Consider the following 22044-nt stretch of genomic DNA (forward strand, 5'->3'; position numbering starts at 1 on the left):
ATGAAGAAACTTGCCTTGTCCGTCGCCATCGCGCTTGCCGCCAGTGGTGCTTTCGCCAAAGAGTGGTCCACGGTCCGCTTCGGCGTGGATGCGAGCTATGCGCCGTTCGAATCGAAGGCGCCCGATGGCAAGCTCGTCGGCTTCGACATCGATCTCGGCAACGAAATCTGCCGACGTCTGAATGCGAAGTGCGTGTGGGTCGAGCAGAACTTCGACAGCATGATCCCCGGGCTGAAGGCCAAGAAATTCGACGGCGCGCTGTCGTCGATGTCGATGACACCGCAACGTGCGGCACAGATCGCGTTCTCGTCGAAGCTGTTCAATACGCCGACACGTCTCGTCGCCAGGCAAGGCGCTAATCTGCTGCCGACCGCCGAGTCGCTGAAGGGCAAGACGATCGGTGTCGAGCAGGGCACGATCCAGGAAACCTATGCCAAGACCTACTGGGAACCGAACGGCACCAAGATCGTGCCGTACCAGGACCAGGATCAGGTCTACGCGGACCTGATCTCGGGCCGTCTGGACGCCGCGCTGCAAGACGCGGTGCAGGCCGATATCGGCTTTCTGAAGACGCCGCGCGGCACGGGCTTCGCATTCGTCGGCAAGGACATCGTCGACGCGAATATTCTCGGCAACGGCGCGGGCATCGGCATGCGCAAGGAAGACGCGGATCTGAAGGCGAAGGTCGACAAGGCGATCGCCGACATGATCAAGGACGGCACGTATAAGAAGATCGAGCAGAAGTACTTCGACTTCGACGTGTACGGCGGCTAAGTACGGCAGCCAGGCGCTACGAGCGCCGTAGCGGGCCCGATCGGCACGTCCGCGCGCGAGGTGAACGTACCGTTTGCCCCGCGCCCGCGAATCCCGGCTATCTGCTCACGCGCACCCCTCGCGCGTTCATCAAGGACACTCCCATGCTTTTTCAAGGCTTCGGTCCGCTGCTGCTCGCGGGGACGTGGGTCACCATCAAGCTCGCGATACTGTCGCTCGCGGCGGCCTTCGTGCTCGGTCTCGCCGGCGCCGCGGCAAAGCTGTCGACCAACCGCTTCGTGTCGCGTGTCGGCACGCTGTACACGACGCTGATTCGCGCGGTGCCCGACCTAGTGCTAATGCTGCTGCTGTTCTACAGCATCCAGATCTGGCTCAACGATCTGACCGACGCCGTCGGCATCGAGCAGATCGATATCGATCCGTTCGTGGCCGGCATCATCACGCTGGGCTTCATCTACGGCGCGTATTTCACCGAGACGTTCCGCGGCGCGTTTCTATCCGTGCCGCGCGGCCAGATCGAAGCGGGCTTCGCGTATGGGATGAGCGCGCGGCGCGTATTCACGCGCATCCTGTTTCCGCAGATGATGCGCTTCGCGCTGCCCGGTATCGGCAACAACTGGCAGGTGATGGTCAAGGCCACCGCGCTGGTGTCGATCATCGGTCTCGCGGATGTCGTGAAGGCTTCGCAGGACGCGGGCAAGAGCACGCAATCGTTTTTCTTCTTTACGCTGGTCACCGCCGCGATTTATCTGGCCATTACCACCGTGTCGAGTATTGCGTTGAAGCGCCTCGAAAAGCGTTATTCGATTGGCGTGCGGAGGGCCGCGCTGTGATCGAACTGATTCGTCAATACTGGCCGAACTATCTGTATACCGATGGTTTCAACTACAACGGTCTCGTCATCACGTTGTGGCTGCTGGTCGTTTCCGTCGGGCTCGGTTTCGCGCTGGCGGTGCCGCTGGCGATCGCCCGTGCGTCGCGCAACCGCTATATTGCAGGGCCCGTCTGGTTCTATACCTACGTATTTCGCGGCACGCCGCTCTACGTTCAGTTGCTGCTGTTCTATACCGGCCTCTACAGCCTGCATTTCATCCACGAGCACGAAATGCTGAACAGCTTCTTCCGCAACGCGATGTACTGCACGATCCTTGCATTCACGCTGAACGAATGCGCGTACGCGACCGAGATCTTCGCGGGCGCGATCAAGGAAACGTCGCACGGCGAGATCGAAGCGGCGCTCGCGTATGGGATGTCGAAGTACAAGCTGTATACGCGCATCATCCTGCCGTCGTCGCTGCGGCGAGCGCTGCCCTCGTACAGCAACGAAGTGATCCTGATGCTGCACGCCACCACGCTCGCGTTCACCGCAACCGTCCCCGACATTCTGAAGGTCGCGCGCGACGTCAACTCCGCGACGTACGCGACTTTCCAGGCCTACGGCATTGCGGCCATTCTGTATGCGTTGATCGTGTTCGCGCTGATCTGGGGCTTTCGCAAGATGGAAGTACGTTTGCTGGCTTATCTGAGGCCGCAAGGGCATTGAACGCTGGCGCAGCCGCGCCATGAGGGAGCATAAGAGCATGTACAAGCTGACGGTCGACGACCTGCACAAGAAGTTCGGCGAAAACGAAGTACTGAAAGGCGTCTCGCTGAAGGCAAAAGCGGGCGACGTGATTAGCCTGATCGGGTCGAGCGGCTCCGGGAAAAGCACGTTCCTCAGGTGCATCAATTTTCTGGAATCGCCGTGCTCCGGTCGCATTACGCTGAACGGCGAGGAAATCCAGACCAGTGCCGATCGTAACGGCTCGCTACGCGTGAGCAATCAGAAGCAACTGCAGACGATGCGCACGCGTCTTTCGATGGTGTTCCAGCATTTCAATCTGTGGGCGCATATGACGGTGCTCGAGAACGTCATCGAGGCGCCGATCAGCGTGCTGGGTTTGAGCCGCGCCGAAGCGCAGGCGCGGGCACGCAAGTATCTGACGAAGGTCGGTTTGCCGGAGAGCGCGGAACAGAAATATCCGGCGCATCTGTCGGGCGGTCAGCAGCAGCGCGTCGCGATTGCGCGCGCACTGGCGATGGAGCCGGAGGTGATGCTGTTCGACGAGCCGACCTCGGCGCTCGATCCCGAACTGGTCGGCGAAGTGCTGCGTGTGATGCAGGCACTCGCGGAAGAAGGCCGCACGATGATCGTCGTCACGCACGAAATGGGCTTTGCGCGCAACGTGTCGAATCATGTGGTGTTCCTGCACCAGGGGAGGATCGAAGAGCAAGGGCATCCGCACGAGGTGCTGACTCATCCGCGCAGCGAGCGCTTGCAGCAGTTTCTGTCGGGCAGTTTGAAGTAAGCGGGATAGCGGAAGGCCGAGTGCGGCATGCGCCAGGAGAAAACTAAGCGCGTATTGAAGGGAGCAGACGGTGCGGTCCTTTCATCTGCTCCCGGGCCCGGTCAGAAAAACACGCCTGTTCAACAGGCGGCTTCGGGTGTACTGCGGAAGCTGATAGCGAGGCGGTTGTAGGCGTTCATCAGGCCAATCGCAATGGTCAAATCAGCCAGTTCCTTTTCGCTGAATACGGCCTTTGCCGCCTGAAAGTCCTCGTCCGGCACGCTGGTGTGCGCGACTCGCGTCACCGACTCGGTCCAGGCCAGTGCGGCCTTTTCCCGATCGCTAAAGAGCGCACCGGCTTCGTGCCATACAGGGACCAGCACGATCTTGTCGATCTTCACACCCTTCTTGATCAGATCGCGCGTGTGCATATCGATGCAATACGCGCATCCATTGATCTGACTGGCGCGCAGATAGACCAGATCGACGAGTACTTCGTCGAGGCCGGACTGCATGATATAGCCGTACACGCGGCCAAGCGCTTCGATTCCACCGGGCGAAGCCTTTTCGTAGTTCAATCGCTGCGTCATTCGGGGCTCTTATTTGTCGAAGGTCGTCAGAGCCTTGTCATGCGTATTGACGACGAACACCGCGAGCAATTTCGCCGGCTCGGTCTGGCTCGCATTGCGGCTCACTACATGGTGAGAGTCCGGTGCCTCATAGAAGGATTCGCCCGCGTTATAGGTACGTTCCGGCTGCCCTTCCACCTGGCTCACGATGCTGCCCGACACGACGTACGCATAGATGAACGCCGAATGAGCGTGATGGTGCGGCACCGAAGCGCCACCGGGCGAATACGAAACCTCGACGGCAATCAGTGACTTGCCGGGAACATTCGGAATGGCATGCGAGAAATTGGGCTTGACGCTGTCGCCCGCGTTGTCCGCGGCAACGGATACGCCGGCAAATGTCATTCCGATGGCTGCCAGCAACGGCAAAACAATGCGCTTGTTCTTCATATGAGGCTCCTTAATGGGTACGCACAATTCTGCGCTCAACCAGGGGCATAAAAAAGCACCAAAAACGCAGATTCCGGGTGTACCAAGAGGTCGGCATCCGAGATCACGACGCATGCCGCACTCCGGTCCGGCGATCGAATATCCAGCCCGCTGGCAGCAAACGACTGCAACCTGGCAGTAATGCTCCCCACGTTCATTCATTGAAGCTGAACTCCGCGCCCCATAATTCTGCTAAGCGTAGTTGGCTCAGTTCATGTAACTCAAGGAGCAAAAAATGAATGCACTCGTCGAACTCGGAACGAGTTTAAGAAGATCGACTTTATTGCCGGCACTGTCGGTGGCCTTTCTTATTTCATCCAGTGCACTGCTTGCCCCAAGCACTGCTTTTGCGGATTCATCCATCCAGCCAGCGCAAAGCGGTGCCGTCGTTCAAGACGACTACTTTCATACCGGTGCCGGCTCCCGATATTTGCGTCGGGCCGACTCGGATCTGGTAGTGCAACCGTTGCGCGGAAATATCACCGTCATCATGGGTTCCGGCGGCAACGTCACGGTGCTGTCGGGAGAAGAAGGAAAATTTCTGGTCGATGCCGGTATCAGCAAATCGCAGCAAAAGATGCAAACCGCGCTCAACCAGATCAGCCCAGCACCGTTGAAATACGTGGTCAATACGCATTGGCACTGGGACCATACCGACGGCAACGCGTGGATGCATGCAGCGGGTGCCACCATTGTCGCCCAGAAGAATACGTTCAGGCATCTGACTGAAACCACACATGTAGACGCGTGGAACTGGACCTTCGATCCGGTGCCGGTCGGCGCCCGTCCTACGCTGCTGATCGACCGTAGAAAGACGTTTCATTTCGCGGGAACCACGATCGAAGTGAAGAATTTCGGTGGCGGCCATACCGACGGCGATCTGTGGATCTACTTCAAGGACGCGGATGTACTGGCGCTCGGCGATACCTTCTGGAATGGCATCTACCCGTATATCGACAACGAAGACGGCGGCAGTATCGACGGCGCGATCAAGTGGGCTAACCAGGCTGTTGCCAGTACCACGGATCACACCATCGTGATTCCCGGTCATGGCGCAGTCGGCAATCGCGCTCAACTGATCGAATTCCGCGACATGCTGGTCACGGTGCGCAACAACGTGGCCGCACTCAAGCAACAAGGGAAATCGCTCGACGAGATCGTGGCTGCCAAACCCACCGCCGCATTCGACGCCAAATGGGGCAATTTCGTATTCAACGGCGACCAGTTCACCAGGATGGTCTACGCCGGTCTGAACTAAAAGCAACCGAATGGCGACGGACTGGAAAAGACCGTCGCGCAGGCTTTCGTGGCGCCGGTCATGTAGTGACCGGCGTTGCGTTTACGGGCGAAAGCATTATTCCACTCATAGCGCGTCTGCTTCGATTGCTGCTTCTTCCAGTGCAAGCGCAACAAACGCGCGTGTTGCGGCGCTTCGATAGGCGCCTTTGCGCAGCAGTATGGCCACGGTTCGACTCGGCAGCGCCGGCTCGAGATCAAGCAGATGAAGCCCTTTATTCTGGCGCGCGATTGCAGCAGGCAGCACGGTCGCGAGCGTACCGCGGCGAATCAATTCGATGACCGCGCCGATCGAATTGGCCTCGATCGCAACGCGCGGTACGACGCCGTATTGGCGACAGTAAGCATCGACGAGTTCGCGTGTCGCAAACTCTCCGCTGAGCAACACCAATGCTTCGCTCTCGAACTCACGCAGCGTCACCGCCGCTCGTTTCCTTGCCAGCCGATGCGACTTGCCGACCATCATCGCCAGCGCCTCCACGAATAGGCCCTGCGATTCGATATCGGGCATGCGTATGTTGTCGAAGCCAATGCCGACATCGACTGCATCGTCGTTCAACAATGTTTCCAGACGGTCCTGTGGCATCTCGATCAGATTCAACGTGATGTTCGGATAACGCCGGTTGTACTTCTCCAGCAATGGGCCGATGAGGTACGCGGCAAATGTCGGCGTCACCCCGAGACGCAGTGCGCCGCGGGTCAATTCCTGTACATCGTGAATCGCGCGCTTTCCCGCGTCCAGATCCTGAAGTGCGCGCTGCGCGTAGTGCAAATACGCAGTCCCCGCATCGGTCAACTGGATCGTCCTGCCGGAGCGGTCCAGCAACTGAACGCGCAGCGTGTCCTCGAGTTGCATGATCTGCTGCGACAGCGTGGGCTGCGATACATGGAGCGCTTCGGCCGCGCGCGTGAAGTTGCGGTGTTCCGCGACAGCGAGAAAGTAACGGATGTGACGGAGCAGCATCGACGTCTCCAACTATTGGTGTTGCCTATAGACAAAATAATAAACGGGTCTTGGACGGCGCGAATCGGTTCAAGCATTCTTCATCCAACGGTTCCCCGCCAAATAAACCAAGGAGCAAATCATGCAGGACATCATCGAAGGTTTCCTCAAGTTCCGCCGCGACGTGCTGCCGCAGCGCACCGACCTTTTCAAGGAGCTGGCGACCAGCCAGCATCCGAGCACATTGTTCATTTCGTGCTCCGACAGCCGGCTCGTTCCCGAACTCGTCACGCAGCGCGAACCGGGCGACATGTTCGTCATTCGTAACGCCGGCAATATCGTGCCGCCGTATGGACCGGAGCCGGGCGGCGTGAGCGCGACGGTCGAATACGCGGTCGCGGCACTCGGCGTTACCGACGTGGTGATCTGCGGACACTCCAATTGCGGCGCGATGACTGCGATTGCAACCTGCAAATGCATGGACCATATGCCGGCTGTGAGCAAGTGGCTGCATTACGCGGACTCCGCGAAGATCGTCAATGACGCACACGATCACAAGGACGAACAGGCTTGCGTCGACTCGCTGGTCCACGAAAACGTGATCGCCCAACTCGAGAATCTGAAGACTCATCCGTCTGTACGGCTCGCTCTCGCTCAGGGGCACCTCGCTCTGCACGGCTGGGTCTATGACATCGAAACGGGTTCAATCGAAGCGCTCGACAGCGCCACCGGTCAATTCGTCTCCCTCTCTGAACATCCGCACGCTTGTGCAGTCCCTGCCCGAGTCAGCCTTGCAGCCTGATAGCAGCTGCTTTTCAACACCCAAAGGAGTTTCATCATGACGCAGTCCCTGCATAGCCAATCGCCCCGTCGGTCGCTTACCGATGTCATCATCGACGCGAAGATCCGAAAGAATCTGACCTTCGAACAGATCAACGAGGGCACGGGCCTGAGCATCGCCTTCGTGACCGCCGCGCTTCTGGGCCAGCATCCGTTGCCGCCCGCTGCCGCGAAGGTTGTCGCCGATAAGCTCGAACTCGACGACGACGCGCTTCGCCTGCTGCAAACCATTCCGGTGCGCGGCAGCATTCCCGGCGGCGTACCGACCGATCCGACGATGTACCGCTTCTACGAAATGGTGCAGGTGTATGCGTCGACGCTGAAGGCACTGGTTCACGAAAAACTCGGTGACGGCATTCTCAGCGCGATCAACTTCAAGCTCGACTTCAAGGTCATCGACGATCCGGAAGGCGGCAAGCGCGCACTGATTACGCTCGACAGCAAGTACCTGCCGACCAAACCGTTCTGAGTCACCCCGGGGAGCCATTTCCGCGCGAAAGGCTCCCCGTTTCGCTGAAGATTGAGTCACGCAGTTGCCGGGAATGGATATGAAAGATAACGGGGAAGTGAACACATGTGCTTGCGCGGCGAACGACACCGCGGTCCTGGACGAATCCACGACTCTGGTACTCGCCACTAAAGTCGTTCGCGCAAGTCCGACTGAAGCCAGCGAACCCATCTGGCTCGTTGCGGCGATGATCATCGTTGCCACGGCGCTTCGACCAGGCATTGCATCGATCGGACCCGTGCTGCCGGCGATCAGCCGCGCGTTCTCGCTTTCTCATGCGATGGCGTCGCTGCTCGCAACCGTGCCGATCCTGCTGATGGGACTGCTGGCGATGCCGAGCGCGTGGCTTGCGACGCGGTTTGGACGAAGCGAAGTGTTGCTCGTGTCGCTCGTGTTGCTGTTTGCGTCGATGGCCGCGCGTACTTTCGTCTCGAATGTTTCCATGCTTCTTCTCACTACCGCGGGTGTCGGAGCCGGGATCGCTATCGCCGGCACGCTGTTCGCGGGGCTGATCAAGTCGCACTTCCCAACCAGGATCGCGACGATGATGAGCATCTACGCGATGTCGCTTTCGCTCAGCAGCTCGATTTCCGCTGCCGCGACCGGCCCAATTGCCACGTTGGGCGGCATGAACGGATGGCGGCTCGGCACTGGCATCTGGACTGTCGTAGCGTTCATCGCTGTGTTCGCGAGCTTTGCGGTGTTCGTGCGGGAACGACGGCCAGTCGAAGTTCCGATCGCGAAAGCGCCGGGCGCTGCGCCACTGCCGCTGACCAACCGCACCGCGTGGCTCATTGCATTGTTCTTCGCCTGCGACAATTTCCTGTTCTTCGCGTTGCTCTCCTGGATCTCGCCGATATATCTGGAGCAAGGTCTGTCGACCGTGTCCGCAAGCGTTGTGCTCGCAACTTACACCGTGGCATTCACCGTCGGCATTCCGGTGTTCGGCTCGCTGAGCCGCGCGCATGATCGTCGCCGTTGGCTTGCGGTTTGCGCCGTGTTTGCGGGAGCAGGAACACTCGGCATGGCCGTGGCGCCCCTTCTGATGCCTCACGTCTGGGTTGCGGTCGCGGCATTGGGCCTGGGCGGCGGATTCACGCTCGGCATGACGCTGCCACTCGATAATGCTCATAGACCTGGCGACGTCAACTCGTGGAATGCATTCGTGCTGACCGTCGGCTACCTGGTTGCAGCAGCGGGCCCGCTCGCTGTCGGCTTTCTGCGGGACCTGACCGGCTCCTTTAGCGTCCCGGCGTGGCTTGCGTTTGCGGTCGCACTCGCGATGCTCGTTTTAACGCCGTTTCTTACTCCAGGCCAGCACAGAACCGCATGAGTTCAAATAGGTTCAAATCGATCCGATAGAAAAGCACCCCGAGGGGTGCTTCTTCTTTGCTTCGTGTTTCATGTTCCATCAGATCAGCAGCCGAAGTTTTCCGGCTGCCACCGTCCGAGTTTTCTATATGAACGACAGCCATCAGCCGTAGTGCCTGTCATCCAGCAACATGTCTTCGAAAAATGCCCCGAATCGTCCTTGCGGGTCGCGCAAATGGATTTCCAGAATCCACCGCATGGCCGACGGGTTTTCATCGAAGTCCGCGAGAGAACCGGTATGAATCGCGGCATGCGGAAAGTCCGAAACACGATGCCCGGGCAAGTCGAAATTCAGTTCCCAGCCCATCGATTTCGCGGTCTTATCGGCGAATTCATACAGGCTTCGGCCACTCGCCTTTTCTTTGTTCCAAACCGCGCGCACCTCGTGGAATAGACGCTCCGCGTCATTAGCGCAGCGAGTGAACTCGGCGTTCTGCCCCACGACAAACGATTTCCCGCCATCGCCTTCCCACGCATCGACACGCGGTGCGATGTCGAGAAAGAAAATGTCATTCTCCTGCAACACGACGCCCGGAACAGACTGCACTTTCATCGGCTTCATCGTATTGCTGCCAAATCGCACGCGCGTAGGGTGCCAGCTTAACGCCAAGCCCATATCGAGCATCGTTTGCTTTGCCATCGCGACAGCGTCCTCTTCGACCATACCCGGACGAACCTGCGCGGAGATTCTGGCAATCGCTTCACGAGTCTTCTGACGAGCCAGCAGCATGCCATCGACGGAAAACGACGGACCCACACGTTCCGCCGGACTTGATACCACCTGATTCATTTTCGCTCTCCATATGGACGTCACCCGCGTGCGGGGTGGCTGCTCCGATTATCGGAAGCAAGCGCGGTTATGCAGAGCGATATCGGCATTCGAAAGCAGACAACCGAACAATGAATGCGGCCAATGGAACGTGGGCGGCGCCCAGCGCGGATTGATCGGCACGACCTTGGGCGCCCGGCCCTCGATCACCTCCGCGGCTGAGAACAATAGCGGCATAAATCCTATACTCCCCAGCAGTATTGATCTATACTGCCCGCCAGTATCCAGACATCGGTGCCGTTATGCCCCATTCTCCCGAAGAAAAGAAGCGCGTTCTGACACGCGTGCGCAAAGTGCGCGGTCAGCTGGACGCGCTCGAACGCGCACTCGAAGAAGGCGCTGACTGCGCGCCCGTGCTTCAGCAGTTGGCCGCGATCAGGGGTGCAATCAACGGAGTCATGGCTGGTGTGCTCGAAAGTCATCTGCGCGAGGAATTCACGCAGCTCGGCCAATCCAAGGAGTCCCCGCCTGGATCGATCGACGATGTCGTAACTCTCGTTCGCACCTATTTGCGTTAGCCCACAGCAGTCTTCGCGCTTAGCTGGTCAACCACACCTTTTCACAGGAACCACCATGAAATCACGTGCCGCTGTTGCATTCGAGGCGGGCAAGCCGCTTCAGATCGTAGAGATCGACGTCGAACCGCCCCGCAAGGGCGAGGTGCTGGTGAAGATCACGCACACCGGGGTCTGCCACACCGATGCCTTCACGCTGTCCGGCGAAGACCCCGAAGGGCTCTTTCCCGCTGTGCTCGGCCATGAAGGTGCCGGCATCGTCGTGGAAGTGGGCGAAGGCGTAACGAGCGTCAAGCCCGGCGATCACGTGATTCCGCTTTACACCGCCGAATGCGGCGAGTGCCTGTTTTGCAAGAGCGGCAAGACCAATCTGTGCGTATCGGTGCGCGCCACCCAGGGCAAAGGCGTGATGCCCGACGGCACGACCCGTTTCAGCTACAACGGTCAGCCGATTTATCACTACATGGGCTGCTCGACGTTCAGCGAGTACACGGTGGTGGCCGAAGTCTCGCTCGCCAAGATCAACCCGCAAGCCAATCCGGAACAGGTTTGTCTGCTCGGTTGCGGCGTGACCACGGGCCTCGGCGCGGTGAAGAACACGGCCAAGGTGCAGGAAGGCGATACGGTCGCGGTGTTCGGACTGGGCGGCATCGGCCTCGCGGTGATCCAGGGCGCCAAGCTCGCGAAGGCGAGCCGCATCATCGCGGTCGACACCAATCCGGGCAAGTTCGATCTGGCACGTGCCTTCGGTGCCACCGACTGCGTCAATCCGAAAGATCACGAAAAGCCTATCCAGCAGGTGATCGTCGAAATGACCGGCTGGGGCGTGGACCACAGCTTCGAATGCATCGGCAACGTCAACGTGATGCGCGCGGCGCTCGAATGCGCGCATCGCGGCTGGGGTCAATCGGTGGTGATCGGCGTGGCCGGCGCGGGTCAGGAAATCTCCACCCGTCCGTTCCAGCTCGTCACCGGCCGCCGCTGGCTAGGCACCGCGTTCGGTGGCGTGAAAGGCCGCTCGCAACTGCCGGGCATGGTCGAAGACGCAATGTCCGGCAAGATCCAGCTCGCGCCGTTCGTAACGCACACCAAGCCGCTGACGGGCATCAATGAAGCTTTCGACCTGATGCACGAAGGCAAGTCGATCCGCACCGTCGTTCATTACTGATATCCGGCAACGGACTGACAGGGAGGCGTAATCGCCATGGAACGGATTGAACGACACGCCAGTCACGGCGGAAGCCAGCAAGTGTGGAAACACACGTCGGCCACCGTTGGCTGCGAGATGAAGTTCGGCATTTATCTGCCCGAGGCGGCGTTGCGTGGGAACCCGTGTCCGGTGCTGTACTGGCTTTCGGGTCTCACCTGCACGGAACAGAACTTCATCACCAAATCTGGCGTGCAGCGCTACGCCGCGGAACACGGCATCATCGTCGTCGCGCCGGACACCAGCCCGCGTGGCAACGATGTACCTGATTCGCCGGACTACGATCTCGGCCAGGGTGCCGGCTTCTACATCAATGCGACCCAGGCGCCGTGGGCCACGCATTTCCGTATGTACGACTATGTCGTCTCCGAACTGCCGGCAATCATCGAAGCGCAGTTTCCAGCCAGCAATGTCCGCTCGATCAGCGGACATTCGATGGGCGGACACGGCGCGCTGGTTATCGCGCTGCGCAATCCGGACCGTTATCGCAGCGTCTCCGCGTTCTCGCCGATCGTGGCGCCCAGCCAGGTACCGTGGGGCAAGAAAGCGTTTGCAGCCTACCTCGGCGATGACCAGGACGCATGGAAGCAGTATGACGCGGTGGAACTGGTTGGCAGCGCAAGCGAGCGGTTGCCGCTGCTGATCGATCAGGGTAGTGACGACGAGTTCCTAGGCACGCAATTGCAGCCGCAACTGTTGCGCGCGGCTTGCGAAAAAGCGGGTTACCCGCTTCAGCTCAATCTGCGCGAAGGCCACGACCATAGCTATTACTTCATCGCGAGCTTTATAGGCGAACATATGGCTTTTCACGCGAAAGCACTGGCTAGATGTCGAACTGAGTGACAAGCAAGGGAACGGCCTCGCGCCGTTTCCGCAGCGTGGGAACCTCGACGAGAAACAAGTCCTGTATTACGCGCAGTACTTTCCCGTGATGCCTGCAACGACAGGCCAGCGAAGCGCAGCGACAGCGTTAGCCGCCGCAATGCCCCGCTGTTGCGACGTCAGAACTGCCCGTGCGCCGGAATCGTGATGCAATAGTGCGCAGCCGGAATATTCACCACCGGACACGCGCCCCATTCGACCTGAACGATTAGTTCATGATTGGTGGGATTGGTAAACGGCCCCATGTACACGCCATTCGTAATCGACCCGCCAACCCCGATCGCCTGACGGAAAAAGCGGATCAGCAATGCTTCGACATTGATCTGCAGACCATCGACCATCGTCGTCACCTGCGCGCCACCATAATTGATCACGCCGCCTGGCGTTCCGACTACGGCATTCGGCATCGGCGGTGCAGCGCCACCGGCATTTCTGATCACCTGAAAGCCCAGCGCGGCAGGTGCAATCGGCGCGATCAGCGTGTTCACCAGCGGAGCGGCCACGCCCATCACCGGCGCGGGTGTATTCCACGCATCCACCTCGCTCCAGAACACGCCCAGATTGGCGAGATTAGCCGGGCTCAGGCCGAATTCGTTGACGGTGAGCATGCGCCCATCGAAGCGCTGGCGAAGATCGCCTGATTTTCCAATGTAGCGATTGTTGTTGGCCTGGTGATAAATCAGATACAAGCCACCCGTTGCCGGCATCCCCACCGGAAGCGTGCCCGCCATCCCCGCACCGGCCGAGGCCAGCGTGCTGAGACTGCCCGAATTGGTCAAATCGAAATTGATGTAGCCCACCCGAATGTCCTTTGTCGTCGTGTTGACGCACCGCGTTGAAGTCGATTCATACGTAGCCGCGCAAATGCGTGTTGCCCGTCCATCCCGGCGCGAATAATCCGCGTCAACGGTTCGCCCCCCGGTATAACGACGCCGATCGCGCTGAACTTGAGGTACTCCGATCGCCTCAGGCGCGTGCCCGCTGATTCGGCTCAAAAGGACCTGCGAATCCGCGGCGCCTGCAGATTCCCCGTGTCTCGCCGATAATTGACGGTCCGTGCGATGGCACGGCTTCATCACCCGGCGAATCCTATGAACCTCAAGCAGCTGGAATACTTCGTCCGCGTCGCCGAACTCGGCAGCTTCGGCAAGGCGGCCCTGCAACTGAACATGTCCCAGCCGGCGTTGTCGCGTCAGGTGCGGCTGCTCGAAACCGATCTGCGCACCACGCTGCTGATCCGTAACGGCCGCGGTGTCGTGCTGACTGAGATCGGCAAGCGTCTGTTCGATCATGGCCTCCGGGTTCTGCAGCTCGTCACGAGCGTCGCCGAAGATATCGAAGCGGCGCGCGACGAACCGTCCGGGCGCATCGTGCTGGGCCTGCCGCCGAGCATGAGCCGGCGTCTGACGCCGCTGCTCGTCGATACCTTTCGCAGCGAGTTTCCGGCAGCCTCTGTCGCGATCGTCGAAGGGCTATCCATTCATCTGGTCGAATGGATTGCGATGGGCCGCATCGATCTGAGCCTCGTGTATAGACCGGAGCCTAATCCGGCGATCGAGATCACACCGGTGGCGGACGAAGCAATGGGTCTCGTGAGCCGCGCGACACGCAGCGGCGCCAAGCCAAAATCGCTGCCATTTGCGCGGCTCGCCGACTATCCGCTGATTCTCCCCGAGCGCACGCACGCGATGCGTCGGCTCATCGACACGCAGGCCGCGATGGCAGGCGTCAAACTGAATATCGCGCTGGAAATATCGAGCGTTCCGTCGATTCTCGATCTCGTTCACGCCGGTTACGGTCACGCGGTCCTCACGCAGACGGCGGTCGCCGCGTCGGAGCGGCCGGGGGCGTTTACGTTGTCACCGTTCAAGGACCCGCTGCTGACCAGCACGCTGTGTCTGGCGGTCTCCTCGCATCGGCCGGTCACGCCGCTGATTCGTCAGACTTCAAAACTGCTGAGGGAAATTCTCGCCCATAACAAATTGTTATAACAGCTAGTGCGTTCGTTGTACTAGGCAGCGCCCCGCTTGATCGCCAGAATCAAGCCATGCAAAAGTCTGCTTCCCCCTTCCATTCCAGCGTGACGCTGGCCGGAATCTCGCCGATGGCGACCCGCCTGCCGCTCCTTGATATCGCCGGGCTGTACCGTCAGCAGTACAGCCTGACCAGCCTGACGCAGCGGGCGCGCTATCAGCGATAGCAGTCACCGCAGTAGTTACCACGGTAGCCAACCACTGAACACCACGGCACGACGCCCGCGAAGGCGTCACCTGTCGCATTTGATCCGCGTTTTCAAGCGGCCCCAGAAAGAAGAGGAAATAAATTGTTGGTACCTGAATCCAGAGCAGTGACCGGACCGTTCGAGAAAACATCGGGTTGGCTCGACTGGTTCGACGGCCCAAGCAAACCGGCTTTCGCACTGCCGCAAGGCGCCGTCGACGCGCATTGTCACGTATTCGGCCCCGGCGAGCGCTTCCCGTACGCACCGGAGCGCAAATACACGCCTTGCGACGCATCGAAGGAACAGCTGTTTGCGCTGCGCGATCATCTTGGTTTCGCGCGCAACGTGATCGTTCAGGCCAGTTGCCACGGCACCGACAACCGCGCATTGGTCGACGCACTGACCCACTCGAACGGCCGCGCGCGCGGCGTGGCCTCGCTCGGCCGCGACATCACCGATACGGCGCTGCAGGATCTGCACGCAGCGGGCGTGCGCGGCGTGCGCTTCAACTACGTGAAGCGCCTCGTCGATTCCACGCCGGCCGACGAGTTGCTGGAAATCGCTCACCGCATCGCGCCGCTCGGGTGGCACGTGGTGATCTATTTCGAAGCGGCGGACCTCGCCGAGTTGTGGGACTTCTTCACATCGCTACCGACCACGCTGGTCGTCGATCATATGGGCCGGCCCGATGTGACCAAACCGGTGGACGGCCCCGAATTCCAGCTGTTCATGCGCTTCATGCGCGAGAACCCGAACGTGTGGTCGAAGGTCACCTGCCCGGAACGTCTGTCGGCGAGCGGCCCGAACGCGCTGCACGGTGAACGCGCGGCCTATCGCGACGTGGTGCCGTTCGCCCGCCATATCGTCGAGAGCTTTCCCGATCGCGTGCTGTGGGGCACCGACTGGCCGCATCCGAATCTGACCCGCCACATGCCCGACGACGGCCTGCTGGTCGATTTCATCCCACACATCGCACCGACCGCCGAGCTGCAGCGTAGACTGCTGGTCGCCAATCCGATGCGGCTCTACTGGCCTGAGGAGGCCTGACGATACGATGCCAAACCGGACTTCGTGATCCCTCAACTTACTATTCGATAATTCCAGGAGACCTAGTCGTGCAATCCCCGCCCTCCCAGGCCGCGGGTCTTGTGCTCACCCCCAGGCAGAAGACCCAGGCGGTCGCGATGTCCTGCCTCGGGTGGGCATTCGATCTGTTTGATCTGTTCATCCTGTTGTACGTCGCGCCGATTCTCGCGCACGTGTTCTTCGATTCGTCGAATCAGATGCTGTCGCTAGCCGCCGTGTATGGCGCGTTCACGGTGACGCTGATCATGCGTCCGTTCGGCGGCTATCTGTTCGGCCGCTATTCCGATCGCCACGGCCGCAAGAAGACGCTGTTCGTCGCGTCGATGGGCGTCGGCATTTCGACCGCGCTGATGGGGACCATTCCGACCTATCAAGCGATCGGCATCGCCGCGCCTGCGCTGTTCCTGCTGCTGCGTCTCGTGCAAGGCGTGTACATGGGCGGCATGGTCGCCGCCACGCACACGCTCGGCACCGAGTCGATCGATCCGCAATACCGGGGGCTCGCGTCGGGCATCATCTGCGGCGGCGGCTCCGGTGTCGGCAAGCTGTTTGCGTCGCTGATCTTCGTAGTGGTGAGCGCGCTGATTCCCGGCCCGGCGTTCAACGCCTGGGGATGGCGCATCATGTTCTTCTCGGGCCTCGCCAGTTCGGTGCTCGGCCTGTTCGTGTTCAAGCGTCTGCAGGAATCGCCGCTGTGGCTCGCGCTCGCGGCCAAACAGCACGAGCAGCCGTCGGCGCGCGGCAAGCAGATCAGCGCGCTGCGCGGCGGCTTCGTCGGCATCACGTTCGGCTGCGTGCTGTTGACGCTGACCGGTGGCGGCCTGTCGTATCTGACTTCCGGTTATCTGCCGACCTTCCTGAAGCTCGTCAACAACGTGCCGCATACGACGTTGGGGCTGATCCTCAGTGCGTCGGCGGTGTGCGTGAGTCTTGCGTCGGTGTTGTCGGGCGCGCTGACCGATCGCATCGGCCGGCGTCGCGGCATGCTGCTGTACGGCGGCGTTTCGCTCGTATCGATTCCGCTGCTGTATCTCGGGCTCAGTCACGCGCACGCGATCGGTGCGATCGCCGCCTACACGATTGCGCTGAGCTCGATCGGCACGTTCTGTTACGCGCCGCTGGTGATCGTGCTGAACGAGCGTTTCCCGACCGAAATCCGCTCCAGCGGCACCGCGATCTCGTGGAATATCGGCTTCGCGATCGGCGGCTCGATGCCGACGCTGGTCTCGCTGCTGGCCACCGAGGTCGGGCTGCTGCCCGCCACGCTGGCGATCGTCAGCGCGCTCGTCAGCGCCGTTTATGTCGCGGTCGTGCTGCTGATGCCGGAGACCAAAGGCGCGATGCGCTGAGCCGTCCGGTCACCTCGCTGATTCCCTAAGCCACGCGCCCGCCGGAATCAGCGCCACATGTCCCATCAGATGCGAGGAGGCTCGCATTCCTCCCGCAAATGCTGAAGAAAAGCCTGTTGCACCGCCGTGCCCAGCCAGTCGGTGCGGACGGTAAAGCCCACTGCCCGGCTGGCCTCGAGTGCCTCCAGTTCGAGCGCCACCATCTCGCTGCCCAGGTGGCCATCGAGAATCTGCGAGCGCGACAGCAACGTCAGGCAGTCGCTCTCGATCAGCATCGCCGTCATCATCGCGAGCGACGTCGTTTCGACCACCAGCCGCGGCTGGACCGGCAAGCGGGCGAAGATTTGATCGATCACCGCGCGGCGCGGCACCTTGCGCTGCGGCACGACCCAGTCGTAATCGGCGAGGTCGCGCGCGGTGATGGTTTTCTGCCCCGCGAGCCGATGGCCGTTGCGCACGGCGATCACGTATGGATCGTTGAACAGTTCGGTTTCCTGCACGGATGCCGTCAGACGCGGCTCGCGCAAACCGCCGATGATGATATCGATCGTGCCCATTCGCAGCGCGCTCAACAGGCTCGCGTGCGAGCTTTCGTCGACGCTGATGCGCGCGGCCGGATAGCGCGCGCGCAGACGCTGAATCGCGCGCGCGACGAGGCGCGGCGGCAGCAGCGGCAACACGCCGATCGCGACCCGGCCCGTGAGTTGTCCACGCGCGTAGGCGAGGTCCTCGCTGGCCTGCGCGATCTCGTACAGCGCGAGACTCAGACAACGCGCGAACTCGATACCGGCGGGGTTCGCCGACACACTGTGCACGCGCCGCCGGTACAGCGACACGCCGACGTTCTGCTCGATCTGCCGCGCGGCGCGATGCACGGCCGGCTGCGAAATACCGAGCGCTTCGGCCGCCTGCGCGGCGGAGCCCGCATTCGCGATCGCGATATGACAACGCACCTGCGCATCGGTCAGATGCCGGCAAATCGCGGCGGCGTTTGCCGCGCCGGGTGTCGTCTGACCGGTGAGGTTCGCGACCGCTCGCTCCATCTGATCGAGCATGCGGCGAACGCGCCGATGCAGGATCACGCCCTCTTCGGTCAGCTCGCTGCCGCCGAAGCCGCGCTCGAACAACTGTCCGCCAAAACTCGCTTCGAGCTTGCTGATCGCAAGGCTCACCGCGGGTTGCGTGCGCCCCGCGCGAAGCGCGGCCTGCCCGATGCCGCCTGCCTCGCAGACGGCGTCGAACAGAAACAGACGCCGTAATCGCGCCAGATCATCGTCCGACGATACGTGCCCGGCTTCACTCATCCAACCTCCCGAAGGCTCATGTTAAACCCTAAGCTTAACCAGAATTTATGTCGTGAAGCGTACTTCATATTGAGGGCTTCGGCCATATCGCACGTACAGTAACGGCTATTCGATCAAAGAAATTTTTAATCAGGAGCACGTTATGTCCGTTGTCGTCGACACCCATACCCACGCAATTTCCCCGGATCAGCAGCGTTATCCGCTCGCGCCGGTTGGCGGTCATCAGTCGGAATGGTCGGCCAAGCGGCCGGTCAGTTTCGAGGGCCTGCTCGCGTCGCTCGACGCAGCCGGTATCGATCGCGCGGTGGTGGTGCAGGCTTCGACGGTGTATGGCAACGACAATAGTTATGTGGTCGAGGCGGTGCGTAGCCATCCCGACCGGTTCGCCGGCGTGTTCTCGATCGACGTGCTGGCAGCCGACGCCGTCACGCAGATGCAGCGCTGGCTCGACGCCGGTCTTTCCGGGCTGCGTCTGTTCACGACCGGCAGCACGATGCCGGGCCAGGCGGGCTGGCTCGATGACGAACGCTCGTTCCCGGTGTGGGACTACGCGCAGCGTCACAACGTGTCGATCTGCCTGCAGATGACCGCGCAAGGCATTCCCGCGCTGCTGAACATGCTCGCGCGCTTTCCCGATATCCGCGTGTTGCTCGATCACCTCGCGCGTCCGGAACTCGCCGGCGGCCCGCCGTACGAAGCAGCCGCGCCGCTGTTCAGCCTCGCGTCGCACGAAGGCGTGTACCTGAAGCTGACGAATCGCACGATCGCCGAAGCCGCGCGCGGTGCGTCGACGCCCGCGGCGTTCTTCCCGCGCGTGCTCGAAGCATTCGGGGCGCACCGTATCGCGTGGGGCTCCAATTTCCCCGCGGCCGAAGGCACGCTGCCGCAACTGTTCGCCGATGCGCGCGAGGCCTTGTCGATGTTGCCGGCAGATGCACGTGAAGCGATCTTCGGCGGCACCGCGCGCACGATTTATCCGGCCCTTTCGGCTTGATACGTTTGCCTGATCAACGCGCCCGGAACAAAATAGGAGACAGCAAGTGACCACCGCAACCCAACCGCTGCGCCTGAAAACCGCGCTCAAAACCTATCCGCACACCCGGGCCCTGAAGGCCGGCGAGCTGACCGACCCTGCCGTCGAACTCGTGTTCGAAGAGGTCGAACCGATCCACCGCGCGTTCGCGCCGATGGCGCGCCGCCAGGCCTACGACGTCAGCGAAATGGCGATCGTCACCTACCTGCAGGCGAAGGCCTATCGCAAACCGGTCGTACTGTTGCCGGCGGTCGTGGCCGCGCGCTTCCAGCAAGGCTGCATCATTCACAACGCCGCGCGCGGCCGGCTCGATGTCGGCAGTCTCGCGGGCAAGAAAGTCGGCGTACGCGCTTACACGCAAACGACCGGCGTGTGGGTGCGCGCGATCCTCGCGCAAACCTACGGCGTGAAGCTTGAAGATATCGACTGGGTCACGATCGAAGGCTCGCATCTGGAGGAGTATCGCGATCCTTCTTTCGTGCGCCGCGCCGAGGCCGGCAAGCAACTGCTGCCGATGCTTCGCGCAGGCGAACTCGATGCGGCGATTCTCGGCAACGATCTGCCGGACGAGCCCGGTCTCGAACCGCTGATCGTCGACGCAGCCGCCGCCGATCGCGCGTGGTATGCGGAGCATCACTATGTTCCGATCAATCACGTCGTCGTGGTCACGCAGGAACTGGCCGACTCGCATCCGCAGGCAATGCGCGCGGTCTATGACCTGCTATGCCGCGGCAAGGACTCGGTCGCCGCGGAAAACGCGGGCAAGCCGAACAAGCTGCTGTTCGGTTACGACGCACTGCGCGGGCCGCTCGCGGAAACCCTTGCATTCTGCGAGCAGCAGCAGTTGCTGCCGCGCAAGCTGAGCGTCGATGAAATTTTCGCCGACAGTCTTGCCGTTCTCGGCGAAGCCGCGCGCTGACACCGTATCTGTTCGTCAGATCATTTCCGAGCGAACCTGAGTTCGCCACTGCTTGACAAGGAGACACCATGAGCTTGCCTGGCAAGTCCACTTCACCGAAACCGAGGGCACGTCAGCCGTTTTATCGCGACCTGTCGATTCAGGTGCTGGCCGGCATGGCGCTGGGCGTCGCCACCGGTTACTTCTTTCCGAAATTCGGCATCAACCTGCAACCGGTCGGCGACGCCTTTATCCGCATCATCCAGATGCTGATCGGGCCGATCATCTTTTGCACCGTGTGCAGCGGTATCGCGGGCGTTCGTGACTTCAAGAAAGTCGGCCGCGTGGCGATCAAGGCACTCTTCTATTTCGAAGTCGTGACCTCGCTCGCGCTGGTGCTGGGGCTTGTCGTGATCAACGTGCTCAAGCCCGGCGTCGGCATGAACGTCGACATGCACAGCGTGCACTCCGCGGCGGTCGACGCGTACGTCGCCAAAGCCCATCACGTCGTGACGACCAGCGAATTCCTGCTCAACGTGATTCCGCACACGGCAATCAGCGCGTTCGCCGGCGGCGACGTGCTGCAAGTGCTGTTCTTCTCGGTACTGTTCGCGTTCGGCCTCGCCGCAATCGGCGAGCGTGCAAAACCAGCGCTGGATCTGATCGATTCGGTATCGGGGTCGCTGTTCTGGATCATCGGTCTGACGATGAAAATCGCGCCGCTCGCGGCGTTCGGCGCGATCGCGTACACGGTCAGCAAGTTCGGCTTCGGCACGCTGCTTTCGCTTGGCAAGCTCGTACTCGAGTTCTATCTGACCTGCGCGCTGTTCATTCTGCTGATTCTGTGGCCGATCGCGAAGCTCAACGGCATCAGCCTGTTCCGCCTGATGCGCTATATCGGCGCCGAGCTGCTGCTGGTGATCGGCACGAGTTCGTCCGAAACGGTGTTCCCGCAACTGATCGACAAGCTCGAACGGCTCGGTTGCGACAAGTCGGTAGTCGGCCTGGTACTGCCGACCGCCTACACGTTCAATCACGACGGCACCTGCCTCTATTTCGCTGCGGCCGCGGTGTTTCTCGCGCAGGCCACCAACACGCCGATGAACTGGCACGACCAACTGGTGCTGCTTGCGGTGTTGCTGCTGACGTCGAAGGGCGCGGCGGGCGTGTCCGGTGCGGCGATTGCGGTGCTGGCCGCGACACTCGCCGCATCGAACACGATTCCGGTCGAATCGATCGCGCTGATTCTCGGCATTCACAAGGCGCTTTCCAGTGCATTCGTGTTCACCAACATCGTCGGCAATAGCCTCGCGACGATCGTGGTGGCGAATTGGGAAAAGGCACTCGACCGCGTCGCACTGCGCCGCGAACTGAGTACCGGGTTCAAACCGATCGACCCGCCGCATACGCGGCTCAACGCAACGAGCGGGGGCTCGGCAGGCAATTGATGATTAGCTAGTAGCCCTTCTCGCGGCCGGCAATGCGGATCTGAAAGCGCGGATCTGAAACCACGAATCGAAAGCAACTGCCGGCCTACCCTGAAAACCTGAAACTGAGGCGAAGAACAGACGATTTTGCTCGTCGTACGCATCGTACGGCGACG

General features: G+C 61.0%; 24 protein-coding genes. 18 read left to right on the top strand and 6 right to left on the bottom strand.

Translation table 11 applies throughout. The features are described 5' to 3' along the window. The 4 genes from L0U82_RS38970 (at position 1) to L0U82_RS38985 (ending at position 3122) form a co-directional block, all read left to right on the top strand. Complete coding sequence (locus tag L0U82_RS38970) at positions 1–774, top strand: ABC transporter substrate-binding protein (protein ID WP_233839156.1); 774 nt, start codon at positions 1–3, stop codon at positions 772–774. A 143-nt stretch (positions 775–917) separates the two neighbouring features. Continuing rightward, complete coding sequence (locus L0U82_RS38975) at positions 918–1607, top strand: ABC transporter permease (protein ID WP_233839157.1); 690 nt, start codon at positions 918–920, stop codon at positions 1605–1607. After that, complete coding sequence (locus L0U82_RS38980; RefSeq protein WP_233839158.1) at positions 1604–2317, top strand: ABC transporter permease; 714 nt, start codon at positions 1604–1606, stop codon at positions 2315–2317. The genes L0U82_RS38975 and L0U82_RS38980 overlap by 4 nt, the downstream gene beginning before the upstream one ends. Before the next feature lie 37 nt (positions 2318–2354). Further along, positions 2355–3122 carry an ABC transporter ATP-binding protein gene (locus tag L0U82_RS38985; protein ID WP_233839159.1) on the top strand — a complete coding sequence of 256 codons (768 nt, stop codon included), beginning with the start codon at positions 2355–2357 and terminating at the stop codon, positions 3120–3122. Positions 3123–3241: 119 nt separating this feature from the next. Here the strand turns inward: L0U82_RS38985 and L0U82_RS38990 are convergent, their stop codons facing one another. Together L0U82_RS38990 and L0U82_RS38995 are read right to left on the bottom strand one after the other, a co-directional pair. Further along, a complete protein-coding gene (locus tag L0U82_RS38990; protein WP_233839160.1) occupies positions 3242–3691 on the bottom strand; it encodes a carboxymuconolactone decarboxylase family protein in 450 nt (149 codons plus the stop codon). A gap of 9 nt (positions 3692–3700) precedes the next feature. Beyond that, positions 3701–4120, bottom strand: coding sequence for a cupin domain-containing protein (locus L0U82_RS38995; RefSeq protein WP_233839161.1), 420 nt, complete (start codon positions 4118–4120; stop codon positions 3701–3703). A 274-nt stretch (positions 4121–4394) separates the two neighbouring features. Between L0U82_RS38995 and L0U82_RS39000 the strand changes: the two genes are divergently transcribed. Then, positions 4395–5417: an MBL fold metallo-hydrolase gene (locus L0U82_RS39000; protein WP_233839162.1), complete on the top strand. Its 1023-nt coding sequence runs from the start codon at positions 4395–4397 to the stop codon at positions 5415–5417. 105 nt (positions 5418–5522) lie between these two features. Here L0U82_RS39000 and cynR read toward each other — a convergent pair whose 3' ends face one another. Continuing rightward, positions 5523–6419 carry a transcriptional regulator CynR gene (cynR, locus tag L0U82_RS39005; protein ID WP_233839163.1) on the bottom strand — a complete coding sequence of 299 codons (897 nt, stop codon included), beginning with the start codon at positions 6417–6419 and terminating at the stop codon, positions 5523–5525. 121 nt (positions 6420–6540) lie between these two features. Here cynR and L0U82_RS39010 point away from each other — a divergent pair, with 121 nt between their 5' ends. The 3 genes from L0U82_RS39010 to L0U82_RS39020 all read left to right on the top strand — a co-directional run bounded on the left by L0U82_RS39010 (position 6541) and on the right by L0U82_RS39020 (position 9079). Then, complete coding sequence (locus L0U82_RS39010; RefSeq protein WP_233839164.1) at positions 6541–7200, top strand: carbonic anhydrase; 660 nt, start codon at positions 6541–6543, stop codon at positions 7198–7200. A 36-nt stretch (positions 7201–7236) separates the two neighbouring features. Beyond that, positions 7237–7707 carry a cyanase gene (gene cynS / locus L0U82_RS39015; protein WP_233839165.1) on the top strand — a complete coding sequence of 157 codons (471 nt, stop codon included), beginning with the start codon at positions 7237–7239 and terminating at the stop codon, positions 7705–7707. Positions 7708–7933: 226 nt separating this feature from the next. Beyond that, positions 7934–9079: an MFS transporter gene (locus tag L0U82_RS39020; RefSeq protein ID WP_233839425.1), complete on the top strand. Its 1146-nt coding sequence runs from the start codon at positions 7934–7936 to the stop codon at positions 9077–9079. A 141-nt stretch (positions 9080–9220) separates the two neighbouring features. Here the strand turns inward: L0U82_RS39020 and L0U82_RS39025 are convergent, their stop codons facing one another. Continuing rightward, positions 9221–9907 (bottom strand): M24 family metallopeptidase, encoded by a 687-nt coding sequence (locus L0U82_RS39025; protein WP_233839166.1) that lies wholly within the window; start codon positions 9905–9907, stop codon positions 9221–9223. Between the two features lie 281 nt (positions 9908–10188). Here L0U82_RS39025 and frmR point away from each other — a divergent pair, with 281 nt between their 5' ends. Genes frmR through fghA form a run of 3 tightly spaced genes read left to right on the top strand, consistent with a single transcriptional unit; the run spans position 10189 to position 12511 of the window. Beyond that, positions 10189–10464 (top strand): formaldehyde-responsive transcriptional repressor FrmR, encoded by a 276-nt coding sequence (gene frmR / locus L0U82_RS39030; protein ID WP_233839431.1) that lies wholly within the window; start codon positions 10189–10191, stop codon positions 10462–10464. 55 nt (positions 10465–10519) lie between these two features. Continuing rightward, positions 10520–11629 carry an S-(hydroxymethyl)glutathione dehydrogenase/class III alcohol dehydrogenase gene (locus L0U82_RS39035; protein WP_233839167.1) on the top strand — a complete coding sequence of 370 codons (1110 nt, stop codon included), beginning with the start codon at positions 10520–10522 and terminating at the stop codon, positions 11627–11629. Between the two features lie 36 nt (positions 11630–11665). Continuing rightward, positions 11666–12511 carry an S-formylglutathione hydrolase gene (gene fghA / locus L0U82_RS39040; RefSeq protein WP_233839168.1) on the top strand — a complete coding sequence of 282 codons (846 nt, stop codon included), beginning with the start codon at positions 11666–11668 and terminating at the stop codon, positions 12509–12511. A gap of 158 nt (positions 12512–12669) precedes the next feature. Here fghA and L0U82_RS39045 read toward each other — a convergent pair whose 3' ends face one another. After that, positions 12670–13350 (bottom strand): GIY-YIG nuclease family protein, encoded by a 681-nt coding sequence (locus L0U82_RS39045; protein WP_233839169.1) that lies wholly within the window; start codon positions 13348–13350, stop codon positions 12670–12672. Positions 13351–13641: 291 nt separating this feature from the next. Between L0U82_RS39045 and L0U82_RS39050 the strand changes: the two genes are divergently transcribed. The 4 genes from L0U82_RS39050 to L0U82_RS39065 all read left to right on the top strand — a co-directional run bounded on the left by L0U82_RS39050 (position 13642) and on the right by L0U82_RS39065 (position 17206). Further along, positions 13642–14541, top strand: coding sequence for a LysR substrate-binding domain-containing protein (locus L0U82_RS39050; protein ID WP_233839170.1), 900 nt, complete (start codon positions 13642–13644; stop codon positions 14539–14541). A gap of 56 nt (positions 14542–14597) precedes the next feature. Then, entirely contained in the window at positions 14598–14750 is a 153-nt protein-coding gene (locus L0U82_RS39055; RefSeq protein ID WP_233839171.1) for a hypothetical protein, read from the top strand. 123 nt (positions 14751–14873) lie between these two features. After that, on the top strand, positions 14874–15818 hold the full coding sequence (locus L0U82_RS39060) for an amidohydrolase family protein (RefSeq protein ID WP_326489801.1): 945 nt from the start codon (positions 14874–14876) through the stop codon (positions 15816–15818). A 68-nt stretch (positions 15819–15886) separates the two neighbouring features. Further along, the gene (locus L0U82_RS39065; RefSeq protein WP_233839172.1) at positions 15887–17206 is read left to right on the top strand and encodes an MFS transporter; all 1320 of its coding nucleotides are present in this window, start codon (positions 15887–15889) and stop codon (positions 17204–17206) included. 65 nt (positions 17207–17271) lie between these two features. Here L0U82_RS39065 and L0U82_RS39070 read toward each other — a convergent pair whose 3' ends face one another. Beyond that, positions 17272–18510, bottom strand: a complete 1239-nt coding sequence (locus tag L0U82_RS39070) for a LysR family transcriptional regulator (RefSeq protein ID WP_233839173.1) — start codon at positions 18508–18510, stop codon at positions 17272–17274. 142 nt (positions 18511–18652) lie between these two features. On the opposite strand from L0U82_RS39070, the gene L0U82_RS39075 reads away from it, so the two are divergent. The 3 genes from L0U82_RS39075 to dctA all read left to right on the top strand — a co-directional run bounded on the left by L0U82_RS39075 (position 18653) and on the right by dctA (position 21889). Further along, the gene (locus tag L0U82_RS39075) at positions 18653–19504 is read left to right on the top strand and encodes an amidohydrolase family protein (RefSeq protein WP_233839174.1); all 852 of its coding nucleotides are present in this window, start codon (positions 18653–18655) and stop codon (positions 19502–19504) included. A 46-nt stretch (positions 19505–19550) separates the two neighbouring features. Continuing rightward, positions 19551–20462, top strand: coding sequence for a hypothetical protein (locus L0U82_RS39080; RefSeq protein WP_233839175.1), 912 nt, complete (start codon positions 19551–19553; stop codon positions 20460–20462). A gap of 68 nt (positions 20463–20530) precedes the next feature. Continuing rightward, positions 20531–21889 (top strand): C4-dicarboxylate transporter DctA, encoded by a 1359-nt coding sequence (gene dctA, locus L0U82_RS39085; protein WP_233839176.1) that lies wholly within the window; start codon positions 20531–20533, stop codon positions 21887–21889. Positions 21890–22044: the final 155 nt, after the last annotated feature.

It is taken from the genome of Paraburkholderia sp. ZP32-5 (assembly GCF_021390495.1).
GTDB lineage: Bacteria > Pseudomonadota > Gammaproteobacteria > Burkholderiales > Burkholderiaceae > Paraburkholderia.